Origin of the sequence: Devosia sp., from assembly GCF_028290645.1 — a bacterium.
In the GTDB taxonomy this organism is placed as follows: domain Bacteria; phylum Pseudomonadota; class Alphaproteobacteria; order Rhizobiales; family Devosiaceae; genus Devosia_A.
On record NZ_JAQGJL010000006.1, the window covers coordinates 1 to 19722 of the forward strand.

The window sequence follows — 19722 nt, forward strand, 5'->3', positions numbered from 1 at the left end:
GCCTTTGCGTTTTCCTTGCGGGAAGGCTGGAGGGAAAGCTGTCTGGCTAGTGCCCCATCGCCTTGACGATTTCCTCGGTGACTTTCTTGGCGTCGCCGAACAGCATCATGGTGTTGTCGCGGAAGAACAGCTCGTTCTGCACCCCGGCATAGCCCGCCGCCATGCCGCGCTTGATGAACAGCACGGTGCCGGCGTCCTCGACGTTGAGCACCGGCATGCCATAGATCGGCGAGGTCTTGTCGGTCTTGGCTGCCGGGTTGGTCACGTCGTTGGCGCCGATGACGAAGGCGACGTCGGTCTGGGCGAACTCCGAATTGATGTCCTCGAGTTCGAACACCTCGTCATAGGGCACGTTCGCTTCGGCGAGCAGCACGTTCATGTGGCCGGGCATGCGGCCGGCCACCGGATGGATGGCGTATTTTACCTCGACGCCCGCGGCCTTCAGCATGTCCGCCATTTCGCGCACCGCATGCTGGGCCTGGGCTACGGCCATGCCGTAGCCGGGGACGATGATGACCTTGCCGGCGTTCTTCATCATGAAGGCAGCGTCGTCGGCAGAGCCCTGCTTGACCGGACGCGTTTCCTCTTCACCGGCGCCCGCCACGGCGCTGTCGCCGCCGAAGCCGCCGAGAATGACGGAGATGAAGCTGCGGTTCATCGCCTTGCACATGATATAGCTCAGGATCGCGCCCGAGGAGCCGACCAGCGCCCCGGTGATGATCAGCGCCGTGTTGCCCAGCGTGAAGCCGATGCCCGCCGCCGCCCAGCCCGAATAGGAGTTGAGCATCGAGACGACCACCGGCATGTCGGCGCCGCCGATCGGGATGATCATCAGCCCGCCCAGCACCAGCGCCACCAGCGTGATGGCCCAGAACCAGGCCGGCTCGGCGGTGGAAAAGAACACCGCAATCAGCACCACCAGTACGATGCCCAGCGCAATGTGGATCGAATGGCGGTTGGGCAGGATGATCGGCTTGCCGCTCATGTTGCCGTTGAGCTTGGCGAAGGCGATCACCGAACCGGTGAAGGTGAAAGCGCCGATGGCGACGCCGAGGCTCATCTCGATGAGGCTCTGCGGATGGATATGGCCCACCTCGCCGATGCCGAACGATGTCGGGGCATAGAGCGCTGCCGCGGCCACGAACACCGCGGCCATGCCGACCAGCGAGTGGAACGCCGCGACCAGCTGCGGCATGTCGGTCATCTTCACGGTGCGCGCCATGAAGGCGCCGATGCCGCCGCCGATGGCGAGGCCGCCGATGATCAGCACCCAGGACAGGATGTCGCGCGGTCCCGCCACGGCCAGCGTGGTGAGGATGGCGATGCCCATGCCGAACATGCCGTAGCGATTGCCCTGCCGGGCCAATGCGGGGCTCGAAAGACCACGCAGCGCCAGGATGAACAGGACACCCGCGGCGAGGTAGAACAGGGCCGCGATATCTGCCGAGATCATGCCGTCAGCCCTTCTTCTTGTACATTGCCAGCATGCGCTGGGTGACGAGGAACCCGCCGAAGATGTTCACGCTGGCAAGGATCAGCGCGAAAAAGCCGAAGATCTTCGAGGTCCAGTTGGGATCGCCAACCTGGTTCACACCCACGGCGAGCAGCGCCCCGACGACGATCACCGAGGAGATGGCGTTGGTGACGCTCATCAGCGGCGTATGCAGGGCCGGGGTCACCGACCAGACGACGAAATAGCCCACGAAGATGGCGAGCACGAAAATCGCCAGCTGGAAGACGAACGGATCGATCGCACCCATCTACTTGGTCTCCTTGGCGGCGGGTTTCCTCGGGGCCGCGGGCTTCCTGGCGGCGGTCGCGGCGGCAGGCTTTGCCGCAGCGGCGTCGGCCGCCGGCTTCTTCGGGGCGGCCTTCAGAGCAGCGGCCGGCTTGGGCGCCGCGGCCGGCACGGCCTCGACCTTGATGTTCGGATTGACGATGGCGCCGTCGCGCGTCAGCACGGTGGCCTTCACCAACTCGTCGTCCCAGTTCACGGCGAGCTTCTTTTCCTTCTTGTCGATCAGCGTTTCGAGGAAGGAGACGAGGTTGCGCGCGTAGAGCTGGCTGGCCGAAGTGGGCAGCCGGCCCGCGACATTGGTGAAGCCGATGATGGTCACGCCATTGACAGTGGTGAAGGACTTGCCGGGCTGGGTGAGCTCGATATTGCCGCCGCGTTCCGCCGCGAGATCGACCAGCACTGAGCCCGGCGCCATCGACTCGACCATCGCCTTGGTCACCAGCCTGGGGGCTGGACGGCCGGGAATCAGCGCCGTGGTGATGACGATGTCCTGCTTTGCGATGTGCCCCGCGACCAGCTCGGACTGCGCCGCCTGCTCGTCCTTGGTCAGCTCGCGGGCATAGCCACCGGCGCCCGAGGCATCCTTCAGCGCATCGGTCATGATGAACTTGCCGCCGAGCGACGCGACCTGCTCGGCAGCTGCTGCACGCACGTCCGTGGCCGTGACCACAGCGCCGAGGCGCTTAGCCGTGGCGATCGCCTGCAAACCGGCAACGCCGGCGCCCATCACGAACACCTTGGCGGGCCGCACGGTGCCGGCAGCGGTCATCATCATCGGCATGGCGCGATCGAACGCGGCAGCCGCATCGATCACCGCCTGGTAGCCGGCAAGGTTGGCCTGGCTCGAAAGGATGTCCATCACTTGGGCGCGGGTGATGCGCGGCATGAATTCCATGGCGATGGCGGTGACCCCCGCCCTGGCCAGATCGGCGATCTCGCCCTCGTTGCCGTAGGGGTCCAAGGCGCCGATCACCAGCGCTCCGGGGGCGACACCGGCGAGGCTGGCGGCCTGCGGACGGCGCACCGTCAGGACGATGTCGGCGCCTTTGATGGTTGCGGCGGCAGGGCCGACGGTGGCGCCGGCTGCAACGTAGTCCTTGTCGGGGAAGCGGGCCCGGTCGCCCGCTCCGGATTCGATGGCGACGCTGGCGCCGAGCCCGATCAGCTTGGTGACGGTCTCAGGCGTCGCTGCAACTCGCGTCTCGCCCTCGGCACGTTCCCGCAACACTGCAATTTTCATGAACGTCTCCAGAGCGTCAGCCGCCCGAGCGGTGCGCTCACCGCCTGCAAAAATCCCGCCTTCAGGTGCGGCGGGATCCCATGACCATAACCGCGATCGCGCCGACTGGAATGACCAACAGCAACAGCGTGCCGATGATCGGCTGGTGCGCCTCGATGAAGGCGTACAGTGAGAGCACCACGAGGACCAGCGCCACGATGGCCCACTTCACGAAGTTGACGAAGCCGTTGTAGGTCGCTTCATGCTGGGCATAGTCCATGGCAGGGGGAAGCTCGACAGGGGTTGCGGGGGTGGCGGTGGCGGGTTTTCTGGCCATCAGGTCCTCGGCATTGATCGTAGAAAGGGAGGGACACCGGCTCCCGATCTGCTGCGTCGCAGCTGGCGCGAACGAACAAGATCAGGCTGCCCCACACGCCTCTCATACTTCGCACTTCACCGCCGCACAAGCATACGTGGCGGTTAGCCACGCCCTACGAATGGAGCGCGCACGACCGGTCAGCGACGCGGCGGCTCGGTAGCCTCAAGCTCGTTGATAAGCCGCTCGATCATCCCTAATCCAAGCGACCAGAACCCCGGATCGCGGGCGTCGAGGCCGAAGGGCGCCAGCAGCTCGGAGTGGTGCTTGCTCCCGCCTGCCTTCAGCAGTTCGAAATAGCGCTCGGCAAAGCCGGCGCTCGAGTTCTCGTACTGCGCATAGAGCGAGTTCACGAGGCAATCGCCGAAGGCATAGGCATAGACATAGAACGGCGAATGGATGAAATGCGGGATGTAGGCCCAGAAGATGTCGTAGCCGTCATTGAGCTTGATGGCCGGCCCGAGGCTCTCCTTGGCGACGTCGAGCCAGATCTGGTTGAGATCGGCCGTGGTCAGTTCTCCCGCCTTGCGGCGGGTGTGGACTTCGCGCTCGAAGGTGTAGAACGCGATCTGCCGCACCACAGTATTTAGCATGTCCTCGACCTTGCTCGACAGCATCGAGAAGCGCTGCGTCGGATCGGTGGTCTTTGCCAGCATCGAGCGGAAGGTCAGCATTTCGCCGAATACCGAGGCGGTCTCGGCGAGGGTGAGCGGCGTCGGCGCCATCAGCGCGCCCTGCGGGGCGGCCAGCACCTGGTGCACGCCGTGCCCCAGTTCGTGGGCGAGCGTCATCACGTCCCGCGCTTTGCCCAGATAGTTGAGCATCAGATAGGGGTGCGCCGAGGGCACCGTCGGATGGGCGAAGGCCCCGGGCGACTTGCCGTCCTTGGTCGGTGCATCGATCCAGCCCTTCGAAAAGAACGGCTCGGCGATCTCGACCAGCTTGGGCGAGAACGCGCCATAGGCGTCGAGCACGGTGTCCCTCGCGCTCTGCCAGTCGTAGACCCGATCGTCGCTGGTCGGTAGCGGCGCGTTGCGGTCCCAGGCGTTGAGCTGGTCCTTGCCGAACCATTTCGCCTTCATCGCGTAGTAGCGGTGGCTGAGCCTGGGATAGGCCGCACGCACCGCGGTCTGCAGCGCATCGACGACCTCGCGCTCCACCGAATTCTCCAGATGCCGGCTATCTGCGATATCCTTGAAGCCGTGCCAGCGGTCCGCGATCTCCTTGTCCTTGGCGAGCACATTGGTGATGTGGGTGAACAGCCGCTCGTTGCCCTGCAGCGTCTTCGAGATGCCGTGGAAGGCCGCCTCCCGCTTCACCTCGTCCTTGTCGGAAAGGTAGTTGAGCGTCGATTCGAGGTTGAGTTCCTCGCCGTCGACGTCGAACTTGAGGCTCGCCATGGTCTCGTCGAACAGCCTGTTCCAGGCCGAGGCGCCGGTCACCGACTTCTCGTGGAACAGCTCCTCGATCTTGTCCTCCAGCTGGTAGGGCTTTGCCTTCCTTAGCTCGGTGAACCACGGCCGGTAGCGGCCGAGTTCCAGATTGCCCTCGAGCGCCGCCTCGAGCACGCCCTCGTCGATGCGGTTGAGCTCGAGCCCGAAGAAGATGAGGCCGGTCGAAAGGTCGGTCAGCGCCTGGCTGAGGTCGCCGAGGAACTTCGCCTTCTCGGGATCCTGGGTGTTCCGCACATATTGCAGGAACGCGTATGAGCCTAGCTTGCCCGAGAGATCGGTCAGCGCCTCGTAGCGCTTGATCGCCTCGATGAGCTTGCCGGACTTCGCCAGCGGCTCGAGCTTACCCTTGAGGTCGGCCTCGAAGCTCTTGGCATCGGCCTGGGCGGCGGCGAGATCAGCCTTCAGCGCCGGAGCGTCATTACCCGCATAGAGATCGTCGAGATTCCACACCGGCAGCTCGCCGAGCTGGTTGTGCCCCTTCTGGGCTGCTGCTGCGTCGGATGCGCGGGTCAGTTCGATCTTGGACACTTCATCACCTCGGGACTTCGAAAGCGGCGAGACCTTAGCCACCGGGTCATGCGATGTGAAGCACAAGGCGGGGCGCCTTTGCCTTAATCGCCTCTTAACCGGCCAAACCCATGCTGCTCCAAAACGGCACAGCGCGATTCGCCACGTGGCGCCTCGTGCAACGACAGAGTCTTGGAGGACCATGACGCGCGTTCTGATAGTCGACGACGATCCGGTGCAATTGCGGCTGACCTCGGAGGTCGCGAGCCGCGCCGGCTTCGCCGCAGTCACCGCCACCGGCGGCATGCAGGCACTGGAACTGCTCCGCGCCGACCCCGGGATCAGCGCGGTGGTGCTCGATCTGGTGATGCCTGATCTCGACGGCATGGCGGTAATGGAGGCGATGCGCCGCGAGGGGATCGCGACTCCGGTGATCGTCCAGACCGCCCATTCCTCGCTCGATACCGTCGTTACCGCGATGCGGCAGGGCGCATCGGACTATTTCGTCAAGCCCGTGGCGCCCGAGCGCATGATCATGTCGCTGAGGAACGCGCTGAAGCTCGGCGAGCTCGAGGCGCTGGTGCGGATCGACCGCAGCCGGATGAGCGGCACGCTCGGCGTCGCCGACATCGTGACCCGCGCCCAGGCCATGGATCGCGTGCTGTCGCTCTGCGCCAAGGCAGCGAAATCCACCATTCCGGTGCTGATCGAAGGCGAGACCGGTGTCGGCAAGGAACTGGTGGCGCGCGTCATCCTGGGATCAGGCGACCGTGCGGGAAAACCCTTCGTCACCGTCAACTGCGGCGCCATCCCAACGAACCTGATCGAATCGACGCTGTTCGGGCATCGGAAGGGCGCCTTCACCGGCGCTACTGCAGATCATGCCGGCAAGTTCCTCGATGCGCACGGCGGCACGATCTTCCTCGACGAGGTCGGCGAGTTGCCGACCGAGATGCAGGTGAAGCTGCTGCGCGTGATCCAGGAGGGCGAGATCGAGCCGGTCGGGGCCGACAAGCCGGTGCGCGTCAACGTGCGGCTGATCTCCGCCACCAACCGTCGGTTGTTGAACCTCACCAAGGCGGGTGCCTTCCGCGAAGATCTCTACTACCGGCTCAACGTCTTCCCGATCTACGTGCCGCCTCTCCGCGACCGGATTGAGGACCTACCTGTCCTCGTCGATCACTTCATCGCCCGCCTCGCCGCCGAAGCAGGCAAGCGCATCGTTGGCATCTCCGAGCCGGCAATGGCGCTGCTCCGGGGCTACAACTGGCCCGGCAACATCCGGCAGCTGGAGAATGCCATGTATCGCGCGGTCGTCCTCGCCGATGGCGCCTACCTCGAGACTGCCGATTTCCCGCAGATCGTCGCGCTTGGCGCCGGTCGTGCCGAGGCATTGAAGCTGGCTTCGGGCGGCCGGCTGCCTTCAGCCCCCGTTCACATCGACGACGCTAGCGTCCTCCTACGCGAGGTTGTGAGCAAAAGTGCGATCGCCGCCGATCGCTTCGTTGCACAGAGTGGCGAGGTCGCCGCCCTCGCCGATGTCGAGCGCGAACTCATCGTGTTCGCGCTGCGCCATTACGGCTACCGCATGTCGCGGGTCGCCCGGGCACTCGGCATCGGCAGGTCGACGCTCTACCGCAAGCTCCGTGAGTATGGCCTCGACGAGGGCTTGGAGAGTGATGCGGCCTAGCAAAACCAGGCTTAGTTGCATCAAGACCACAGACCGAACTCACAAAGTCGCGAGGAATTGTCAGCGTTAAGATTTGTGGGCTAAGCAAAATGGATATGTGGGGCGAAGTGCCGAATCCTCCCCCGTTGCACCGCCCGTCCATTGCCAGCCCCGACCGGGCCCGGAGTACTTTATGACTATGCTGAAGGCCTTGTTGTTGGCGGGCACGGTGGCGCTCGCATCGCCGTTTGCGGCGATGGCTCAGGAAACCGTCACGGTAGCAGGCATCGAAGCCACACGCGTCGTCATCGCGCCGCCCAAGACCGAACTCGCCCGCATTATCAAGGCCGGCCTCTCCACCGCCTATGCTTCGGCCAATAAGGGCACTCGGGCCTATCAGCAGACCCAGAAGCTCTACTTCTTCTACGGGGCGCGACATTTCGAGCCGCTCTGGCTGACCAAGGCGGCCGACGGTTCGATCGCCTTCTCGCCGAATGCCGAGAAGATCATCGAGGTGTTCAAGAAATCCGAGCTCGAGGGTTTCCGCCCGTCGGACTACCTGACGCCTGACCTCGACGTCACGGCCGTCGGCAACGACCCGACCAAGCTTGCAGCGCTAGAGACCGCGTTCTCGACGGCGGCTATCCGCTACGCCCAGGATGCCTATGGCGGCCGCATTGCGCCCACCGCCGTCAACGACTCCTGGACCATCACGCCCAAGCGCATCAACGAAGCCGAGATGCTGGTGAAGCTGGCCGAGAGCAACGCGCCGGACAAGATCCTGCTCGCACTGTCGCCGACGCAGCCGGAGTTCCTCGGGCTCAAGGCGGCGCTCGCCAAATTCTACGATGGCGCCGTGATGGACGCGGCAATCACCATCCCGGAGGGCAAGCTCCTCAAGCCCGGGATGCAGGACGAACGCGTGACGCTGCTGCGCCAGCGTCTCGACGTGCCCGAGCCCGACATTCCGGAGACTGCCGGCGAGGCCGCAACCGTCGACCTCAACTACGACGAACCACTGGTCGCTGCAGTCAAGGCTTATCAGGAGAGCCTCGGGCTCAACGGCGACGGTGTGATCGGGCCCGCGACGATTGCCGCGCTGAACGGCGGCTCGGCCACCACCAAGGAAGATATCGTCGCCAACATGGAACGTTGGCGCTGGGAGCCGAACGACTACGGCGACTTCCAGGTGACGGTGAACATCCCGGAATTCCGTCTCTGGATCATGGACAAGGACGATGTCCACTACACCACCCGCGTGGTGGTGGGCCGCCCGCAGAACCAGACTCCGGTGTTCAACGACGAGATCGAGCATATAGTCGTCAACCCGTACTGGAACGTGCCGGCCTCGATCGCCACCAATGAGATCAAGCCGCACCTGATGGCCGACCCTGGCTATCTCGACAGCCAGAACATGGAGATGCTGTCGGGCGGCAAGGTGGTCAACGCCTACGCCATCGACTGGTCGCAGACCAACATCAACAACTTCCACATCCGGCAGCGCCCGGGTGGCGGGAACGCGTTGGGCCGGGTGAAGTTCCTGTTCCCCAACGAGCACGACGTATACCTCCACGACACGCCGTCCAAGTCGCTGTTCTCACGCTCCTTCCGCGCCTACAGCCACGGCTGCGTGCGTGTCGAAAACCCGATGGATTTCGCCGATGCGCTGCTGAAACTCGAGCCCGAGTTGAGCGCTGCCAAGCTCGAGGCGATGTTCGGCGACACCGAGCGCTGGGTGAATTTGAAGACCCACATTCCGGTGCACATCTCGTACTTCACGCTGCGGGTCGACAAGGACGGCACCATCCGCTCCTACGGCGACGTCTATGGCCTCAACCAGCGGTTGAAAGAGCTGCTCGCCGCATAGCGTTCCCCGCGTCTGCGCACTAGAAATGAGGGCCGGTTGCCGTGAGGCGCCGGCCCTTCGCATGAGGCAAACCAGCTGTCTCGCCAAGCGTTTACGTCTGCTTAGGAATTCGGCCTTGGTTCAGCCGGATTTTTTGCCTAGAAGTGCACCGTGGCAGCCGCCTCGCAAGTCTGGCTGCCGACTGTTAGCGTTAATCACTTCTCATCCAACTGGCGCTAGCTTCAGGGTCTGTCGGGGTTACAACGGGTCGTCGGGGCGTGCTGGGGAAACTGTTCGGGATATTGCGGACGCTGCCGCGGCTGTTCTTTGCCGCCACGGTGGCTTTGACCGTGCTCCTGCCGCCGACCGTCGTGCCGGTGAACGCTGCCTTTGGCAGCACCAGCGGGGAGGGCGACCGGACGCTCTATCTGCACCACACCCATACCGGCGAGACGGCGCGCTTCACCTTCAAGCGCAACGGTCAGTATGACCAGGCGGTCCTGCGCCAGATGAATATCTTCCTTGCCGACTGGCGTACCAAAGAGCCCACGAAGATGGATCCGGCCCTCTTCGACCTCCTCTGGGAAGTGTACCAGGAAGTCGGCGCCACCCAGCCCTACAACATCGTCTCGTCCTACCGCTCGCCCAAGACCAACAAGATGCTGCGGTCCAAGTCGTCGGGCGTCGCGGAAAATTCGCAGCACATGCGCGGCAAGGCGATGGACGTATTCATCCCGGGCGTGAACCTGTCTAAGCTTCGCGCCACCGCCATGAAGCACCAGGTCGGCGGGGTCGGCTACTACCCGACCTCCGGCAGCCCGTTCGTCCATATGGACACCGGCAACGTGCGCGCCTGGCCGCGCATGACCCGGGCGCAGCTGGAAAAGGTGTTCCCCGACGGCAAAACCCTGCACCTGCCGGTCGACGGCAAGCCGCTCTCCAATGCCGGTCGCGCCTATGCCCAGGCACAGTGGACCAAGTGCCACACCGTTCCGTGTGCCGGCGACGCGATCTTCGAGTCCGCTCCCGCAACCATGCTGGCCGACAATGCCGGTGAGACGGCCCCGATCCCCGCCATGCGGCCGCGCGAGCTGAGCAGCGCGACGGTGATGCTGGCCTCGGCCGAAGAGCCGACGCAGCGCGCGGTGGCTACGTTCGCCGTCTCTGCGCCGGTTCCCGTATTCCGCCAGAAGGCCGGACTGGCCGTAGCGGCACTGCCCCCGGGCGGCGACTATTCCGCCTTCGAGGCGATCGGCGCTCCGGTGCCCGTCATGAAGTCGGCCCGCGTCCAGCTCGCCACCCGTTCGCCACTCGGCCCGGATACCGGCGAGACTGCGGTGGCGGCGCTCGCCGCGATCGATCAGCCGCTGCCCAAGGCGCGGGTGCTGATGACGCCCAAGGCCGGCGACATGATCACCGCGTATGTTGCCACCAGTCCCGATCCGGGCGCCGAGCAGGCGCTGAAGATGATCATCGAGCGCGAGACGGCGGTGGTTCCCGAGTTACCGACACGGGAACAGCTGCTCAGGCCCGGCAGCATCCAGACCGCCTCGCTCGGAGGTTCCGAAACCTTCTCGACGCTGAAGGGCATGTTCGACATGACCTTCAACGCACTCACAGGCAATGAAGGGTCGCAGACGACGATGCAGGCAGCGCTCGCCGACCTGGCCCTGAGCCGCCAGCCGAACCAAAGCATCGAGCTGCGCCAGATCGAACTGGTGGCGCCCGAGATCGATCACGTCAACGACACGCTGGTGCAGCCCGTGCCGATGGACACGGCCTTCTGGGCGGAGCTGACCGAAGCTGAGGGTTACCTCGAGAAAGGCACCGAACTCGGCCCGCTGACCGGTCGCGTCGCCTTCCTTCCCGACAACGCCGCAATTCCCGCCTACGACCGGTTCGTCAGCAGTGGGCTGCAACTGGTGGCGGGGCGCTAAATGGCCGCGCCTGCAAGGCGTTGCAATGCCGGGTGCTAGGCTCTAAGTCTCTTTGAGGGACCCGCCCGCACCGGCGAAGGATCGGTATTTTTGGATACGCCCCAAACACCGCTGCTCGATCGGGTAACGACGCCCGCCGATCTCAAATCCCTGTCCCGCGAAGAATTGCGCCAACTCGCCGATGAATTGCGCGCCGAGGTGATCGACGCCGTGTCGGTGACCGGCGGGCATCTGGGCGCCGGCCTGGGCGTTGTCGAACTCACCGTGGCGCTGCATGCGACCTTCGATACGCCCGACGACCGGCTGATCTGGGATGTCGGCCACCAGGCCTATCCGCACAAGGTGCTGACCGGCCGCCGCGACCGCATCAGGACGCTCCGGCAGAAGGACGGCCTCTCCGGCTTCACCCGCCGCGCCGAAAGCGAATACGACCCGTTCGGCGCCGGGCACTCTTCCACCTCCATCTCGGCCGGCCTCGGGATGGCAGTCGCCTCCGGGCTGAAGGGCGAGAAGCGCAACGTCATCGCGGTGATCGGCGACGGCGCGATGTCGGCAGGAATGGCCTACGAGGCGATGAACAATGCCGGCGCCATGGACGCGCGGCTGGTGGTCATCCTCAACGACAACGACATGTCGATCGCCCCGCCTACCGGCGCCATGCGGTCCTATCTGGCCAAGCTCGTCTCCGGCCCGTTCTATCGCGGCGTGCGCGATACCGCCAAGTCGATCACCGGCAAGATGCCGAAGCTGATCCACGAGTCCGCGAGGAAGACCGAGGAATTCGCCCGCTCGTTCTTCACCGGCGGCACGCTGTTCGAGGAACTGGGCTTCTTCTATGTCGGCCCGATCGACGGGCACAATCTCAACGATCTGCTCGATGTGCTGCACAACGTGCGCAACCACGAGGGCGGGCCGGTGCTGGTCCACGTCGTGACCAAGAAGGGCAAGGGGTACGAGCCGGCCGAGAACTCTGCCGACAAGTACCACGGCGTCAACAAGTTCAACGTCATCACCGGCGCCCAGACCAAGCCGCAATCCAACGCGCCCGCCTACACAGCAGTGTTCGCGCAGAGCCTGATCGAGGAGGCGAAGGCCGACGATCGCGTCGTCGCCGTGACCGCGGCGATGCCTTCGGGCACTGGGCTCGACAAGTTCGCCGAACTGTTCCCCACCCGCATTTTCGACGTCGGCATCGCCGAGCAGCATGCCGTGACCTTCGCCGCCGGCATGGCGACCGAAGGCCTGAAGCCGTTCGTCGCCATCTACTCGACCTTCCTGCAGCGCGCCTATGACCAGGTGATCCACGACGTCGCCGTACAGGGCCTGCCGGTGCGCTTCGCCATCGATCGCGCCGGCTATGTAGGCGCCGACGGCCCGACCCATGCCGGCAACTACGACTCGGCCTATCTCGGTGCCATTCCCAACATGGTGGTGATGGCGGCCGGCGACGAGGCCGAACTCCGCCACATGGTGGCGACCGCGGCCGCCTATGACGAGGGCCCGATCGCCTTCCGCTATCCGCGCGGCGATGGGCTCGGCGTCGAGCTTCCGCAGCGCGGCAGCGTGCTCGAGATCGGCAAAGGCCGGGTGCTGCGCGAGGGGAAGTCCGTGGCGCTGGTCAATTTCGGCACCCGCCTCGGCGAAGTGATCGCCGCGAGCGAGAAGCTGATGGCCTACGGGCTCAACCCGACCATCGCCGACATGCGCTTCCTGAAGCCGCTTGACGAGACGCTGCTCGCCCGGCTGGCCAAGGAGCATGAGGTGCTGATCACCATCGAGGAAAGCGGCATTGGCGGCTTCGGCAGCCACGCCGCCACCTTCCTGGCGCGCAACGGCCTGCTTGACGGCAAGCTCCGTTTTCGCCCGCTGATGATCCCCGACACCTTCACGGAACAGGCCGGCGTCAATGATATGTACGCCGCCGCCGGCCTCGACCGGGCCGGCATCGTCGCGACGGTGCTGACGACGCTCGGGATCGACAGCGACGCCAAGCGCCGCACCGGCGTCGCCAAGCCGCCTGCCTGAGATATCCCCAACCTAGCAGCCGCCCGCTCCTCGCAAGAATCAGCTAGGCCTGCCGGATGCAGGTCGGCATTGACATGGGTGTGGCGCAGGGTGGCGCCGAGGCAAGGCTCGATCTCGAGGAACTGCTCGCGACGCGCCTGCTGGTGCAGGGCAATTCCGGCTCCGGCAAGTCTCACCTGCTCCGCCGCCTGCTCGAGCAGAGCGCGCCGTGGGTTCAGCAATGCATCGTCGATCCCGAGGGCGATTTCGTCACGCTGGCCGACAAGTACGGGCATCTGGTGGTGGATGCCTCGCGCAGCGAGGCGGAGCTCACCGGCATCGCCGCCCGCGTGCGCCAGCACCGCGTCTCGGTGGTGCTGAGCCTCGAAGGGCTCGATGTCGAGCAGCAGATGCGCTGCGCCGCGGCCTTCCTCGGCGGGCTGTTCGATGCCGATCGCGACTACTGGTATCCGATGCTGGTGGTGGTCGACGAAGCGCAGCTATTCGCCCCTGCTATTGCCGGCGAAGTGTCGGACGAGGCGCGGAAACTGTCGCTGGGGGCGATGACCAACCTGATGTGCCGCGGCCGTAAGCGCGGCCTCGCCGGCGTCATCGCCACGCAACGGCTGGCCAAGCTCGCGAAGAACGTTGCCGCCGAAGCCTCGAACTTCCTGATGGGCCGCACCTTCCTCGATATCGACATGGCGCGCGCCGCGGACCTGCTCGGCATGGAGCGGCGGCAGGCCGAGATGTTCCGCGACCTGGCGCGCGGCCATTTCATCGCGCTCGGGCCCGCGTTGTCGCGCCGGCCGCTGCCTATGGTGATCGGCGAAGTCGAAACCTCGGCGCGCTCCACCAGCCCGAAGCTCATGCCGTTGCCCGATGCTCCCGCCGACGCAAGGGAACTGATCTTCACCCGCGCGCCTGAACCGGCGCCGCGGGTCCGCCGGCCTCCGCCACCTCCGCCGCCCTCGACGACGGATTTGCTTGCCCAACTGGTGCGCACGCAGGCGCCGCAGGCCCGCGCCGAAGAGACGTCGATCGACGAGGCGGAGCGCGAAGCGGCACTCGACGGCGTAATCCGCGAACTGCTCGAGGATCGCGACGCCTCGTTTCGGTCTGTGGCGGTGCTGTATCAGGACTTCCTCGTCCGCTGCCGCATCCGGCGCGTGCGTGGCGACGTATTGGCGCTGCCGGCCTTCCGGCGGAAGCTCGCGGTCGTACGGGCAGGTGTCGATGCCGAGGCCGCCGGGTCGGAGACCTGGCAGCATGCCCTGTCGCTCTCAACCCAGCTCGCCGACGACGTGCAGGGCGTGTTCCTGGTGCTGGCGCGCGCCGCACTCGAAGGCGCCCCCTGTCCCTCGGACGCGGCGCTGGCCCGCGCCTATGGTACCCACTCGACCGGCCGCGCCCGCCGGCTGCTCGCCTATTTCGAGGAGCGCGGCCTGCTTGTCGTGCGCATGGACCTGCGCAACCAGCGCGTCGTCGCCTTCCCCGACCTTGCCACCGAGACCGGCCCCGGCAACCCGGATGCTCCCGACTTCGACGACCGCGCAGCCGCAGAATAGCCTTTCGGCTCACGTGGCGACCAATCGCGATGTCGCGATGGGCGGATGCAAGGCACAGCGGTGTGCGTCCTTGAACCTACACCCGGGGTCCAGCATTTGTGTGCCGACAATTCTCCGATGGACAGCATGGCCCGCACGATCAAAGTCGACCTCTTCACCGATACCGTTTGTCCCTGGTGTATCGTCGGTTCGGCGCGGCTCGACCAGGCGATCGCTGCGCTGCCCGACGATGTCGTGGTCGAGGTGGAGAACCACCCGTTCTACCTCAACCCCAACACGCCGGACGAGGGCGTGGTCGTTGCCGACATGCTGCGGGAGAAGTATGGGCGAGATCCCAAGGAGATGTGGGCGCGGGTCGAAGGCGAGGCGAGGAAATCCGGCATCGATCTCGATCTCAGCCAGCAGCCGCGCTCGTTTCCGACGCGCAAGGGCCACACGCTGGTGCGGCTGGCCAAGGACAAGGGCACCCAGCACGCGCTCGCCAATGCCATCGCCTGGGCCTATTTCATGGATCATCAGCTGATCAATGACGACGAAGTGCTGGCGAAGATCGCCGAGCAGCACGGGTTCACGCATGCCGAGGCGCTCGACGCAGTCCGAAATCCACGCGAACTCGCCATCACGCACGAACTCGCGGTGGCTGCCGCCCAGCAGGGCATCCAGGGCGTGCCGTTCTTCATCTTCGACCACAAGTTCGCCGTCTCCGGCTGCCAGCCTGATGAGGTGTTCGCGCGCGCCTTCGAGTATGCGCTCGATCCCGAGAAGCTCGCGGCTCAAGGCTGACATGTCACCGCCGGCATGGCATTCCGCTGCCGGGGAGGGTGCGCGATGAAGTGGTTCAAGCGGCTTGCAGTCGCCACCTGCGTCGTCCTGGCGCTCGCTTATGCGCTGGTGCTGGGTATCCTGTATTTCTTTCAGCGCGATTTCCAGTACGACCGGGGCGGGCGGATGTTCGCGCTCAGCGAAACCAAGCTGCCGCAGGCGGAACTGGTCAGCATTCCGAGCGCTGACGGCTCCAGCGTCACCGGCTGGTATGAGCCGCCGGCGGCGGGCAAGCCGCTGATCGTCTATTTTCGCGGCAACGCGCAGAGTTTTTCGCGCGAGCATGTGCGCTTCGAGGCCTTCGTCGCCGACGGCTACGGCTTCCTCGCCTTCGACTATCGCGGCTTTCCCGGCTCGCCCGGCGAGGTGAACGAGGAAAACATTCTTGCCGACAGCCTCGCCGCCTATGACTGGGCCAAGGCCAAGGGTTTTCCGATCGTCCTGTGGGGTCGCTCGCTCGGCTCGGGCCCGGCGACCTATGTCGCGAGCCGGCGCGAGGCCGATGCGCTGATGCTGGAGACGCCGTTCCTGTCGGCCGTGTCGGTGGCGGCAGACCGCTACGGCTTCCTGCCGGTCGGGGCGCTGATGTTCGACCAGTTCCCGGTCGATCAATGGATCAAGGATGTTGACGAGCCGGTCTATGTCGCGCACGGCACCGCCGACCATACCATCGGAGTCAGCCACGGCGAGCGGGTCTATGCACTGGCGCCCAACAAGGACCAGCTCTGGATCGCACCGGGCGCCGATCACGGCGGCCTGTGGGAGCGCGGCCTCTGGGACAGAGCGAAGGGGTTCTTCGAGCGCGCCGAAGGCGCGGCACTCTCTCAACGAAAAACGCCGGCCTAGGAGGGCCGGCGTTCGAATTCGTCGCGGCGTTTCGCTCAGTAGAGCGTCAGGCCCGAGAAGGCGACCGAGTAGTTGAGCCCGGTCTGGCCCTGGATCGACAGCGGCTGCAGCGCGAAACCGCGACGCGAACCACCAATCAGCCAGTTGCCGCCGAGGCCGACGCCGAGCGTGGCTTCCGCCGAACCGCCGACATAAGTGCCGGCCAGCGAACCCTTGCCGTATTTGGTGTTCGAAGCCGAGAACACCAGCCAGACGATCTCGGTGCGGCCGGTGACGCCGATATCGATGCCGAGCTTCTTGATGTTGCCCTGGTAGCGCTCGGTCTTGTAGCCGTCACGCTTGAAGCGGCAGGTCATGTCCTTGGACGAGCCGATGATGAAGCCGATTCCGGCTTCAACGCTGCACGTCAGCACGCCGACCTTCACCTGCGTGGCGGCCTGCGCTGCGCCGGCGGTCGCGAGCATGATGCCGGCGAGAGCCGCGGCGATTAGTTTCTTCATGATGGAGTTCCCCGATGTTGACGCATTTGATCGACCCGGTATGGATCGGGAGTGTATCCGTTGCCGCCAATGCAGGAAGTCATCCGGACTCGGCGGCACCTAACAAAAACGCCGCCCCTTGTGAGGCGGCGTCCCTGAACCAATTCTGAACGAACCCTGACTACGGGCGCGCGGGACGGGCCGCAGCAGCCGGAGCGGGGAGGCCGCCTTCGCGCTGGGCGCGCTTGCGGGCAAGCTTCCTGGCACGGCGCACGGCTTCGGCCTTCTGACGGGCCTTCTTTTCGGACGGCTTCTCGTAGTAGTTGCGAAGCTTCATCTCGCGGAAGACACCTTCGCGCTGCAGCTTCTTCTTCAGAGCGCGCAGCGCCTGATCAACATTGTTATCGCGAACAACTACTTGCAAGCGCAACCGCCCTTTCGTAACCCTCAGGTCTGTTTGATGTGGAGCACCCCAAAGGAGTGCCGACCAGCCAAGCCGGTCATTGTGGTGCGGCTATATAGGCCAATCGGGTTTGCTTGTCCACACCGTCAATAGTGCGAAATCGCTCATTTTGGGCGCTTTTTCAGCGCAACTCGGTTGATGTGTCCCATTTTCCGGCCGCGGCGCGACTCGGCCTTGCCGTAGGCGTGGGGCTGCAGGTTCGGGCCCAGCCGCTCGGGGATGGCGGCGATCTCGTCGCCGATCAGGTTCTCCATCACCACGTCAGCCATGCGGCTCGGATCGCCAAGCGGCCAGTTCAGCACGGCGCGGATGTGCTGCTCGAACTGGTCGGTGATGGCGACCGCTTCGGTCCAGTGACCGGAGTTGTGGACGCGCGGGGCGATCTCGTTGACCAGGAGCTTGCCGCCCGGGAGGACGAAGAACTCGACGCCGAGCACGCCGACATAGTCGAGCGCGGTGGCGATGGCTTCGGCGATCCCGCTAGCCGCCTTGGCAGTCCTGGCGCTGATCTCGGCGGGAACGGTGCTGGTCTTGAGGATGTGATCGCGGTGGACGTTCTCGGCGGGATCGAAAGCGGCCACCTCGCCGGCGGCATTGCGCGCCACCACCACCGAAATTTCCTTTTCGAACGCGATGAAGGCCTCCAGCACCAGCGGCTTGGGCGAGAGCAGCTCCCAGGCGAGCGCGGCGTCCTCCATGTTGCGCACGATGCGTTGGCCCTTGCCGTCATAGCCGAGCCGGGTGGTTTTCAGCACGGCGGGGGTGCCGATCTCCTCGAGCTCGGCTTCCAGCCGGTCGAGATCGCTGATGGCGGCGAACGGCGCTACCGGCACGCGGTTGATGCTGAGAAACGCCTTCTCCGCCAGCCGGTCCTGCGCCACGGCCAGCGCGTTGGCGCCGGGGCGGAGGGGCTTGAGGTTCTGCAGAAACGCCGCGGTCTTGGCCGGCACGTTCTCGAACTCGTAGGTGATGACATCGACCCGCGCCGCGAACAGGGCCAGCGCCGCCTCATCGTCATATGCGGCGATGGTCCTGAGGGGCGTCACGTCGAAGGCCGGGCTGTCGGGGTCCGGGCAGTAGATATGGGTCTTCATCCCCAGTCGCGCCGCAGCCAGCGCCAGCATGCGGCCGAGCTGGCCGCCGCCAAGGATACCGATGGTGCTGCCCTGCGGCAGCGGGCGGGCGTCAGGCATTGTCGGATGGGAACTCGGGGATGGAAGCGGTCTGGTCGGAGCGATAGTCGTCGAGCGCGGCGGCGACCTCCGGATCGGAGAGCGCGAGGATCGCGGCGGCCAGCAATGCAGCGTTGATGGCGCCGGCGCGGCCGATGGCGAGCGTGCCGACCGGGACTCCCGGCGGCATCTGGACGATCGAGAGCAGGCTGTCCTCGCCGCCGAGTGTCTTGGTCTCGGCGGGAACGCCGAGGACGGGCAGGGGGGTCAAGGCGGCGACCATGCCCGGCAGGTGCGCGGCCCCGCCGGCCGAGGCGATGATGACCTGAAAGCCCTCGGCCCTGGCGTTCCGCGCGAACTTGTACATGCGGTCGGGCGTGCGGTGGGCAGAGATGATGCGCGCTTCGTAGTCGATCTTCAGCGCGTCGAGGGTCTCGGCGGCATGCCTGAGATTGGGCCAGTCCGACTGGCTGCCCATGATGATGGCGACGGGTGGCGAGGTCGGCACTTTGGTCCCCCGGAAGGCGCGGCGCTCAGGTGTCCACCCATAGGTGGCAGTGTCGCCAAGCGCAAGCGGCTAACGGGCAGGGGCCGAAGGTGCCGCCGGCTATGCGATGATATCCGGCAGCAGGATGTTCTCGAGCTGCACGATGCGGTCTTTGAGCGTGAGCTTCCGCTTCTTCATGCGCTGGATGAGCATCTGGTCGGCATAGCCGGACGCGGAAAGGGTGTGGATGGCGGCGTCGAGGTCGGCATGTTCCTGGCGTTTTGCGGCCAGTTCCAGACCAAGCGCGGCTTCTTGTTCCTTGGTGAGCGGCAGCATCGCGGCGGTCGACGAGGTCCTCAGCGAGACGAAATGCCCGTAACCAGAAGGGTTAGCCGATCGGACGCGCATTTGCACTGACTTTCCACCGAAGCACGTGTGTTGCACCCTTGCACGTCGACAGGGCGTGAATTTTTTGTGACGATTGAGTCGCCCGAAAGCTGAAGAGGAGATCTCATGACGACCGAAGGCCACATCGAGTCGCTGGAGCGGCGTCACCGCGAACTCGATCGGAGAATTGAAGACGAGATGAGCCACCCCAGCCACGATGACCTGTTCATCGCACAACTCAAGCGAAAGAAACTGGAGATCAAGGACGAGCTGGCGCGCATGCAGCTGAGCGAAGCCTGAGCAAGCCGATCGATCGATACAAGTGTGAGGGCCACGGCACATGCCGCGGCCTTTTTGTGTAGGAGTTACTGAGGGTTAGGTCACCCGCAACGGAGGCTGCTACCGGAAATCGTTGATCTCGAACCAGTACCCGTTCGGGTCCTGGACGAACACTGCGCGCATGCCGTCGGGGCGGATGTTGACGGTGTCCAGGGTGCCCTTCATGTCCGAGAAGGGGACTCCGCGGGCGCGCAGATGGGTTAGAACGGCCTCGAAATCCGGTGCGGAGAGCGCGAAATGCGTACGCTTTTCCACGTGTATCCTGCTGATATCGCCTGCCTGGATGTGGAAGCGCTGGTTGTTGCCGAACTCGAACCAGCGAATATGCCCGCCGCCCATCGGATCGGGC

General features: G+C 65.2%; 19 protein-coding genes. 8 read left to right on the forward strand and 11 right to left on the reverse strand.

Annotation, left to right across the window (positions count from 1 at the left end; genetic code table 11):
* Positions 1-46 precede the first annotated feature (46 nt).
* The 5 genes from JWQ89_RS00230 to JWQ89_RS00250 all read right to left on the reverse strand — a co-directional run bounded on the left by JWQ89_RS00230 (position 47) and on the right by JWQ89_RS00250 (position 5366).
* Positions 47-1450: an NAD(P)(+) transhydrogenase (Re/Si-specific) subunit beta gene (locus JWQ89_RS00230; protein ID WP_299637405.1), complete on the reverse strand. Its 1404-nt coding sequence runs from the start codon at positions 1448-1450 to the stop codon at positions 47-49.
* Positions 1451-1457: 7 nt separating this feature from the next.
* On the reverse strand, positions 1458-1760 hold the full coding sequence (locus JWQ89_RS00235; RefSeq protein WP_299637382.1) for a proton-translocating transhydrogenase family protein: 303 nt from the start codon (positions 1758-1760) through the stop codon (positions 1458-1460).
* Positions 1761-3038, reverse strand: coding sequence for a Re/Si-specific NAD(P)(+) transhydrogenase subunit alpha (locus JWQ89_RS00240; protein WP_299637383.1), 1278 nt, complete (start codon positions 3036-3038; stop codon positions 1761-1763). It abuts the gene before it with no gap.
* Positions 3039-3099: 61 nt separating this feature from the next.
* Complete coding sequence (locus tag JWQ89_RS00245) at positions 3100-3354, reverse strand: aa3-type cytochrome c oxidase subunit IV (RefSeq protein WP_299637385.1); 255 nt, start codon at positions 3352-3354, stop codon at positions 3100-3102.
* Positions 3355-3533: 179 nt separating this feature from the next.
* Positions 3534-5366, reverse strand: a complete 1833-nt coding sequence (locus JWQ89_RS00250; protein ID WP_299637407.1) for a M3 family oligoendopeptidase — start codon at positions 5364-5366, stop codon at positions 3534-3536.
* Between the two features lie 190 nt (positions 5367-5556).
* On the opposite strand from JWQ89_RS00250, the gene JWQ89_RS00255 reads away from it, so the two are divergent.
* The 7 genes from JWQ89_RS00255 (at position 5557) to JWQ89_RS00285 (ending at position 16046) form a co-directional block, all read left to right on the forward strand.
* Entirely contained in the window at positions 5557-7044 is a 1488-nt protein-coding gene (locus JWQ89_RS00255; protein ID WP_299637387.1) for a sigma-54 dependent transcriptional regulator, read from the forward strand.
* A gap of 172 nt (positions 7045-7216) precedes the next feature.
* The gene (locus JWQ89_RS00260) at positions 7217-8890 is read left to right on the forward strand and encodes a L,D-transpeptidase family protein (RefSeq protein WP_299637389.1); all 1674 of its coding nucleotides are present in this window, start codon (positions 7217-7219) and stop codon (positions 8888-8890) included.
* 350 nt (positions 8891-9240) lie between these two features.
* Complete coding sequence (locus JWQ89_RS00265; RefSeq protein ID WP_299637409.1) at positions 9241-10806, forward strand: DUF882 domain-containing protein; 1566 nt, start codon at positions 9241-9243, stop codon at positions 10804-10806.
* A 90-nt stretch (positions 10807-10896) separates the two neighbouring features.
* Positions 10897-12831 carry a 1-deoxy-D-xylulose-5-phosphate synthase gene (dxs, locus tag JWQ89_RS00270; RefSeq protein ID WP_299637391.1) on the forward strand — a complete coding sequence of 645 codons (1935 nt, stop codon included), beginning with the start codon at positions 10897-10899 and terminating at the stop codon, positions 12829-12831.
* Positions 12832-12887: 56 nt separating this feature from the next.
* Positions 12888-14378 carry an ATP-binding protein gene (locus JWQ89_RS00275; protein WP_299637393.1) on the forward strand — a complete coding sequence of 497 codons (1491 nt, stop codon included), beginning with the start codon at positions 12888-12890 and terminating at the stop codon, positions 14376-14378.
* A 126-nt stretch (positions 14379-14504) separates the two neighbouring features.
* Entirely contained in the window at positions 14505-15161 is a 657-nt protein-coding gene (locus JWQ89_RS00280) for a DsbA family oxidoreductase (RefSeq protein ID WP_299637394.1), read from the forward strand.
* A 45-nt stretch (positions 15162-15206) separates the two neighbouring features.
* Positions 15207-16046, forward strand: coding sequence for an alpha/beta hydrolase (locus JWQ89_RS00285; RefSeq protein ID WP_299637395.1), 840 nt, complete (start codon positions 15207-15209; stop codon positions 16044-16046).
* A gap of 35 nt (positions 16047-16081) precedes the next feature.
* Here JWQ89_RS00285 and JWQ89_RS00290 read toward each other — a convergent pair whose 3' ends face one another.
* From JWQ89_RS00290 to JWQ89_RS00310, 5 genes are all read right to left on the reverse strand, one after another.
* Complete coding sequence (locus JWQ89_RS00290) at positions 16082-16546, reverse strand: DUF992 domain-containing protein (protein ID WP_299637396.1); 465 nt, start codon at positions 16544-16546, stop codon at positions 16082-16084.
* A 160-nt stretch (positions 16547-16706) separates the two neighbouring features.
* Positions 16707-16949: a 30S ribosomal protein S21 gene (gene rpsU, locus JWQ89_RS00295; protein WP_055046207.1), complete on the reverse strand. Its 243-nt coding sequence runs from the start codon at positions 16947-16949 to the stop codon at positions 16707-16709.
* Between the two features lie 143 nt (positions 16950-17092).
* Positions 17093-18181 carry a 5-(carboxyamino)imidazole ribonucleotide synthase gene (locus tag JWQ89_RS00300; RefSeq protein WP_299637398.1) on the reverse strand — a complete coding sequence of 363 codons (1089 nt, stop codon included), beginning with the start codon at positions 18179-18181 and terminating at the stop codon, positions 17093-17095.
* On the reverse strand, positions 18174-18638 hold the full coding sequence (gene purE, locus JWQ89_RS00305) for a 5-(carboxyamino)imidazole ribonucleotide mutase (RefSeq protein WP_299637410.1): 465 nt from the start codon (positions 18636-18638) through the stop codon (positions 18174-18176). Before purE ends, JWQ89_RS00300 begins: the two co-directional genes overlap by 8 nt.
* A gap of 129 nt (positions 18639-18767) precedes the next feature.
* Positions 18768-18983 (reverse strand): DUF465 domain-containing protein, encoded by a 216-nt coding sequence (locus JWQ89_RS00310; RefSeq protein ID WP_299637400.1) that lies wholly within the window; start codon positions 18981-18983, stop codon positions 18768-18770.
* A gap of 177 nt (positions 18984-19160) precedes the next feature.
* Between JWQ89_RS00310 and JWQ89_RS00315 the strand changes: the two genes are divergently transcribed.
* Complete coding sequence (locus tag JWQ89_RS00315; RefSeq protein ID WP_299637402.1) at positions 19161-19334, forward strand: YdcH family protein; 174 nt, start codon at positions 19161-19163, stop codon at positions 19332-19334.
* Between the two features lie 99 nt (positions 19335-19433).
* Here JWQ89_RS00315 and JWQ89_RS00320 read toward each other — a convergent pair.
* Positions 19434-19722, reverse strand: a 289-nt coding sequence (locus tag JWQ89_RS00320; protein WP_299637404.1) for a VOC family protein, incomplete at its 5' end; no start/stop codon positions are given.

What these genes read in the sequence shown, in the direction of transcription:
- JWQ89_RS00235 (WP_299637382.1), bottom strand. Translation starts at nt 1,760, where the DNA reads ATGGGTGCGATCGATCCGTTCGTCTTCCAGCTGGCGATTTTCGTGCTC.
- JWQ89_RS00240 (WP_299637383.1), bottom strand. Translation starts at nt 3,038, where the DNA reads ATGAAAATTGCAGTGTTGCGGGAACGTGCCGAGGGCGAGACGCGAGTT.
- JWQ89_RS00245 (WP_299637385.1), bottom strand. Translation starts at nt 3,354, where the DNA reads ATGGCCAGAAAACCCGCCACCGCCACCCCCGCAACCCCTGTCGAGCTT.
- JWQ89_RS00255 (WP_299637387.1), top strand. Translation starts at nt 5,557, where the DNA reads ATGACGCGCGTTCTGATAGTCGACGACGATCCGGTGCAATTGCGGCTG.
- JWQ89_RS00260 (WP_299637389.1), top strand. Translation starts at nt 7,217, where the DNA reads ATGACTATGCTGAAGGCCTTGTTGTTGGCGGGCACGGTGGCGCTCGCA.
- JWQ89_RS00275 (WP_299637393.1), top strand. Translation starts at nt 12,888, where the DNA reads ATGCAGGTCGGCATTGACATGGGTGTGGCGCAGGGTGGCGCCGAGGCA.
- JWQ89_RS00280 (WP_299637394.1), top strand. Translation starts at nt 14,505, where the DNA reads ATGGCCCGCACGATCAAAGTCGACCTCTTCACCGATACCGTTTGTCCC.
- JWQ89_RS00285 (WP_299637395.1), top strand. Translation starts at nt 15,207, where the DNA reads ATGAAGTGGTTCAAGCGGCTTGCAGTCGCCACCTGCGTCGTCCTGGCG.
- JWQ89_RS00290 (WP_299637396.1), bottom strand. Translation starts at nt 16,546, where the DNA reads ATGAAGAAACTAATCGCCGCGGCTCTCGCCGGCATCATGCTCGCGACC.
- JWQ89_RS00300 (WP_299637398.1), bottom strand. Translation starts at nt 18,181, where the DNA reads ATGCCTGACGCCCGCCCGCTGCCGCAGGGCAGCACCATCGGTATCCTT.
- purE (WP_299637410.1), bottom strand. Translation starts at nt 18,638, where the DNA reads ATGGGCAGCCAGTCGGACTGGCCCAATCTCAGGCATGCCGCCGAGACC.
- JWQ89_RS00310 (WP_299637400.1), bottom strand. Translation starts at nt 18,983, where the DNA reads ATGCTGCCGCTCACCAAGGAACAAGAAGCCGCGCTTGGTCTGGAACTG.
- JWQ89_RS00315 (WP_299637402.1), top strand. Translation starts at nt 19,161, where the DNA reads ATGACGACCGAAGGCCACATCGAGTCGCTGGAGCGGCGTCACCGCGAA.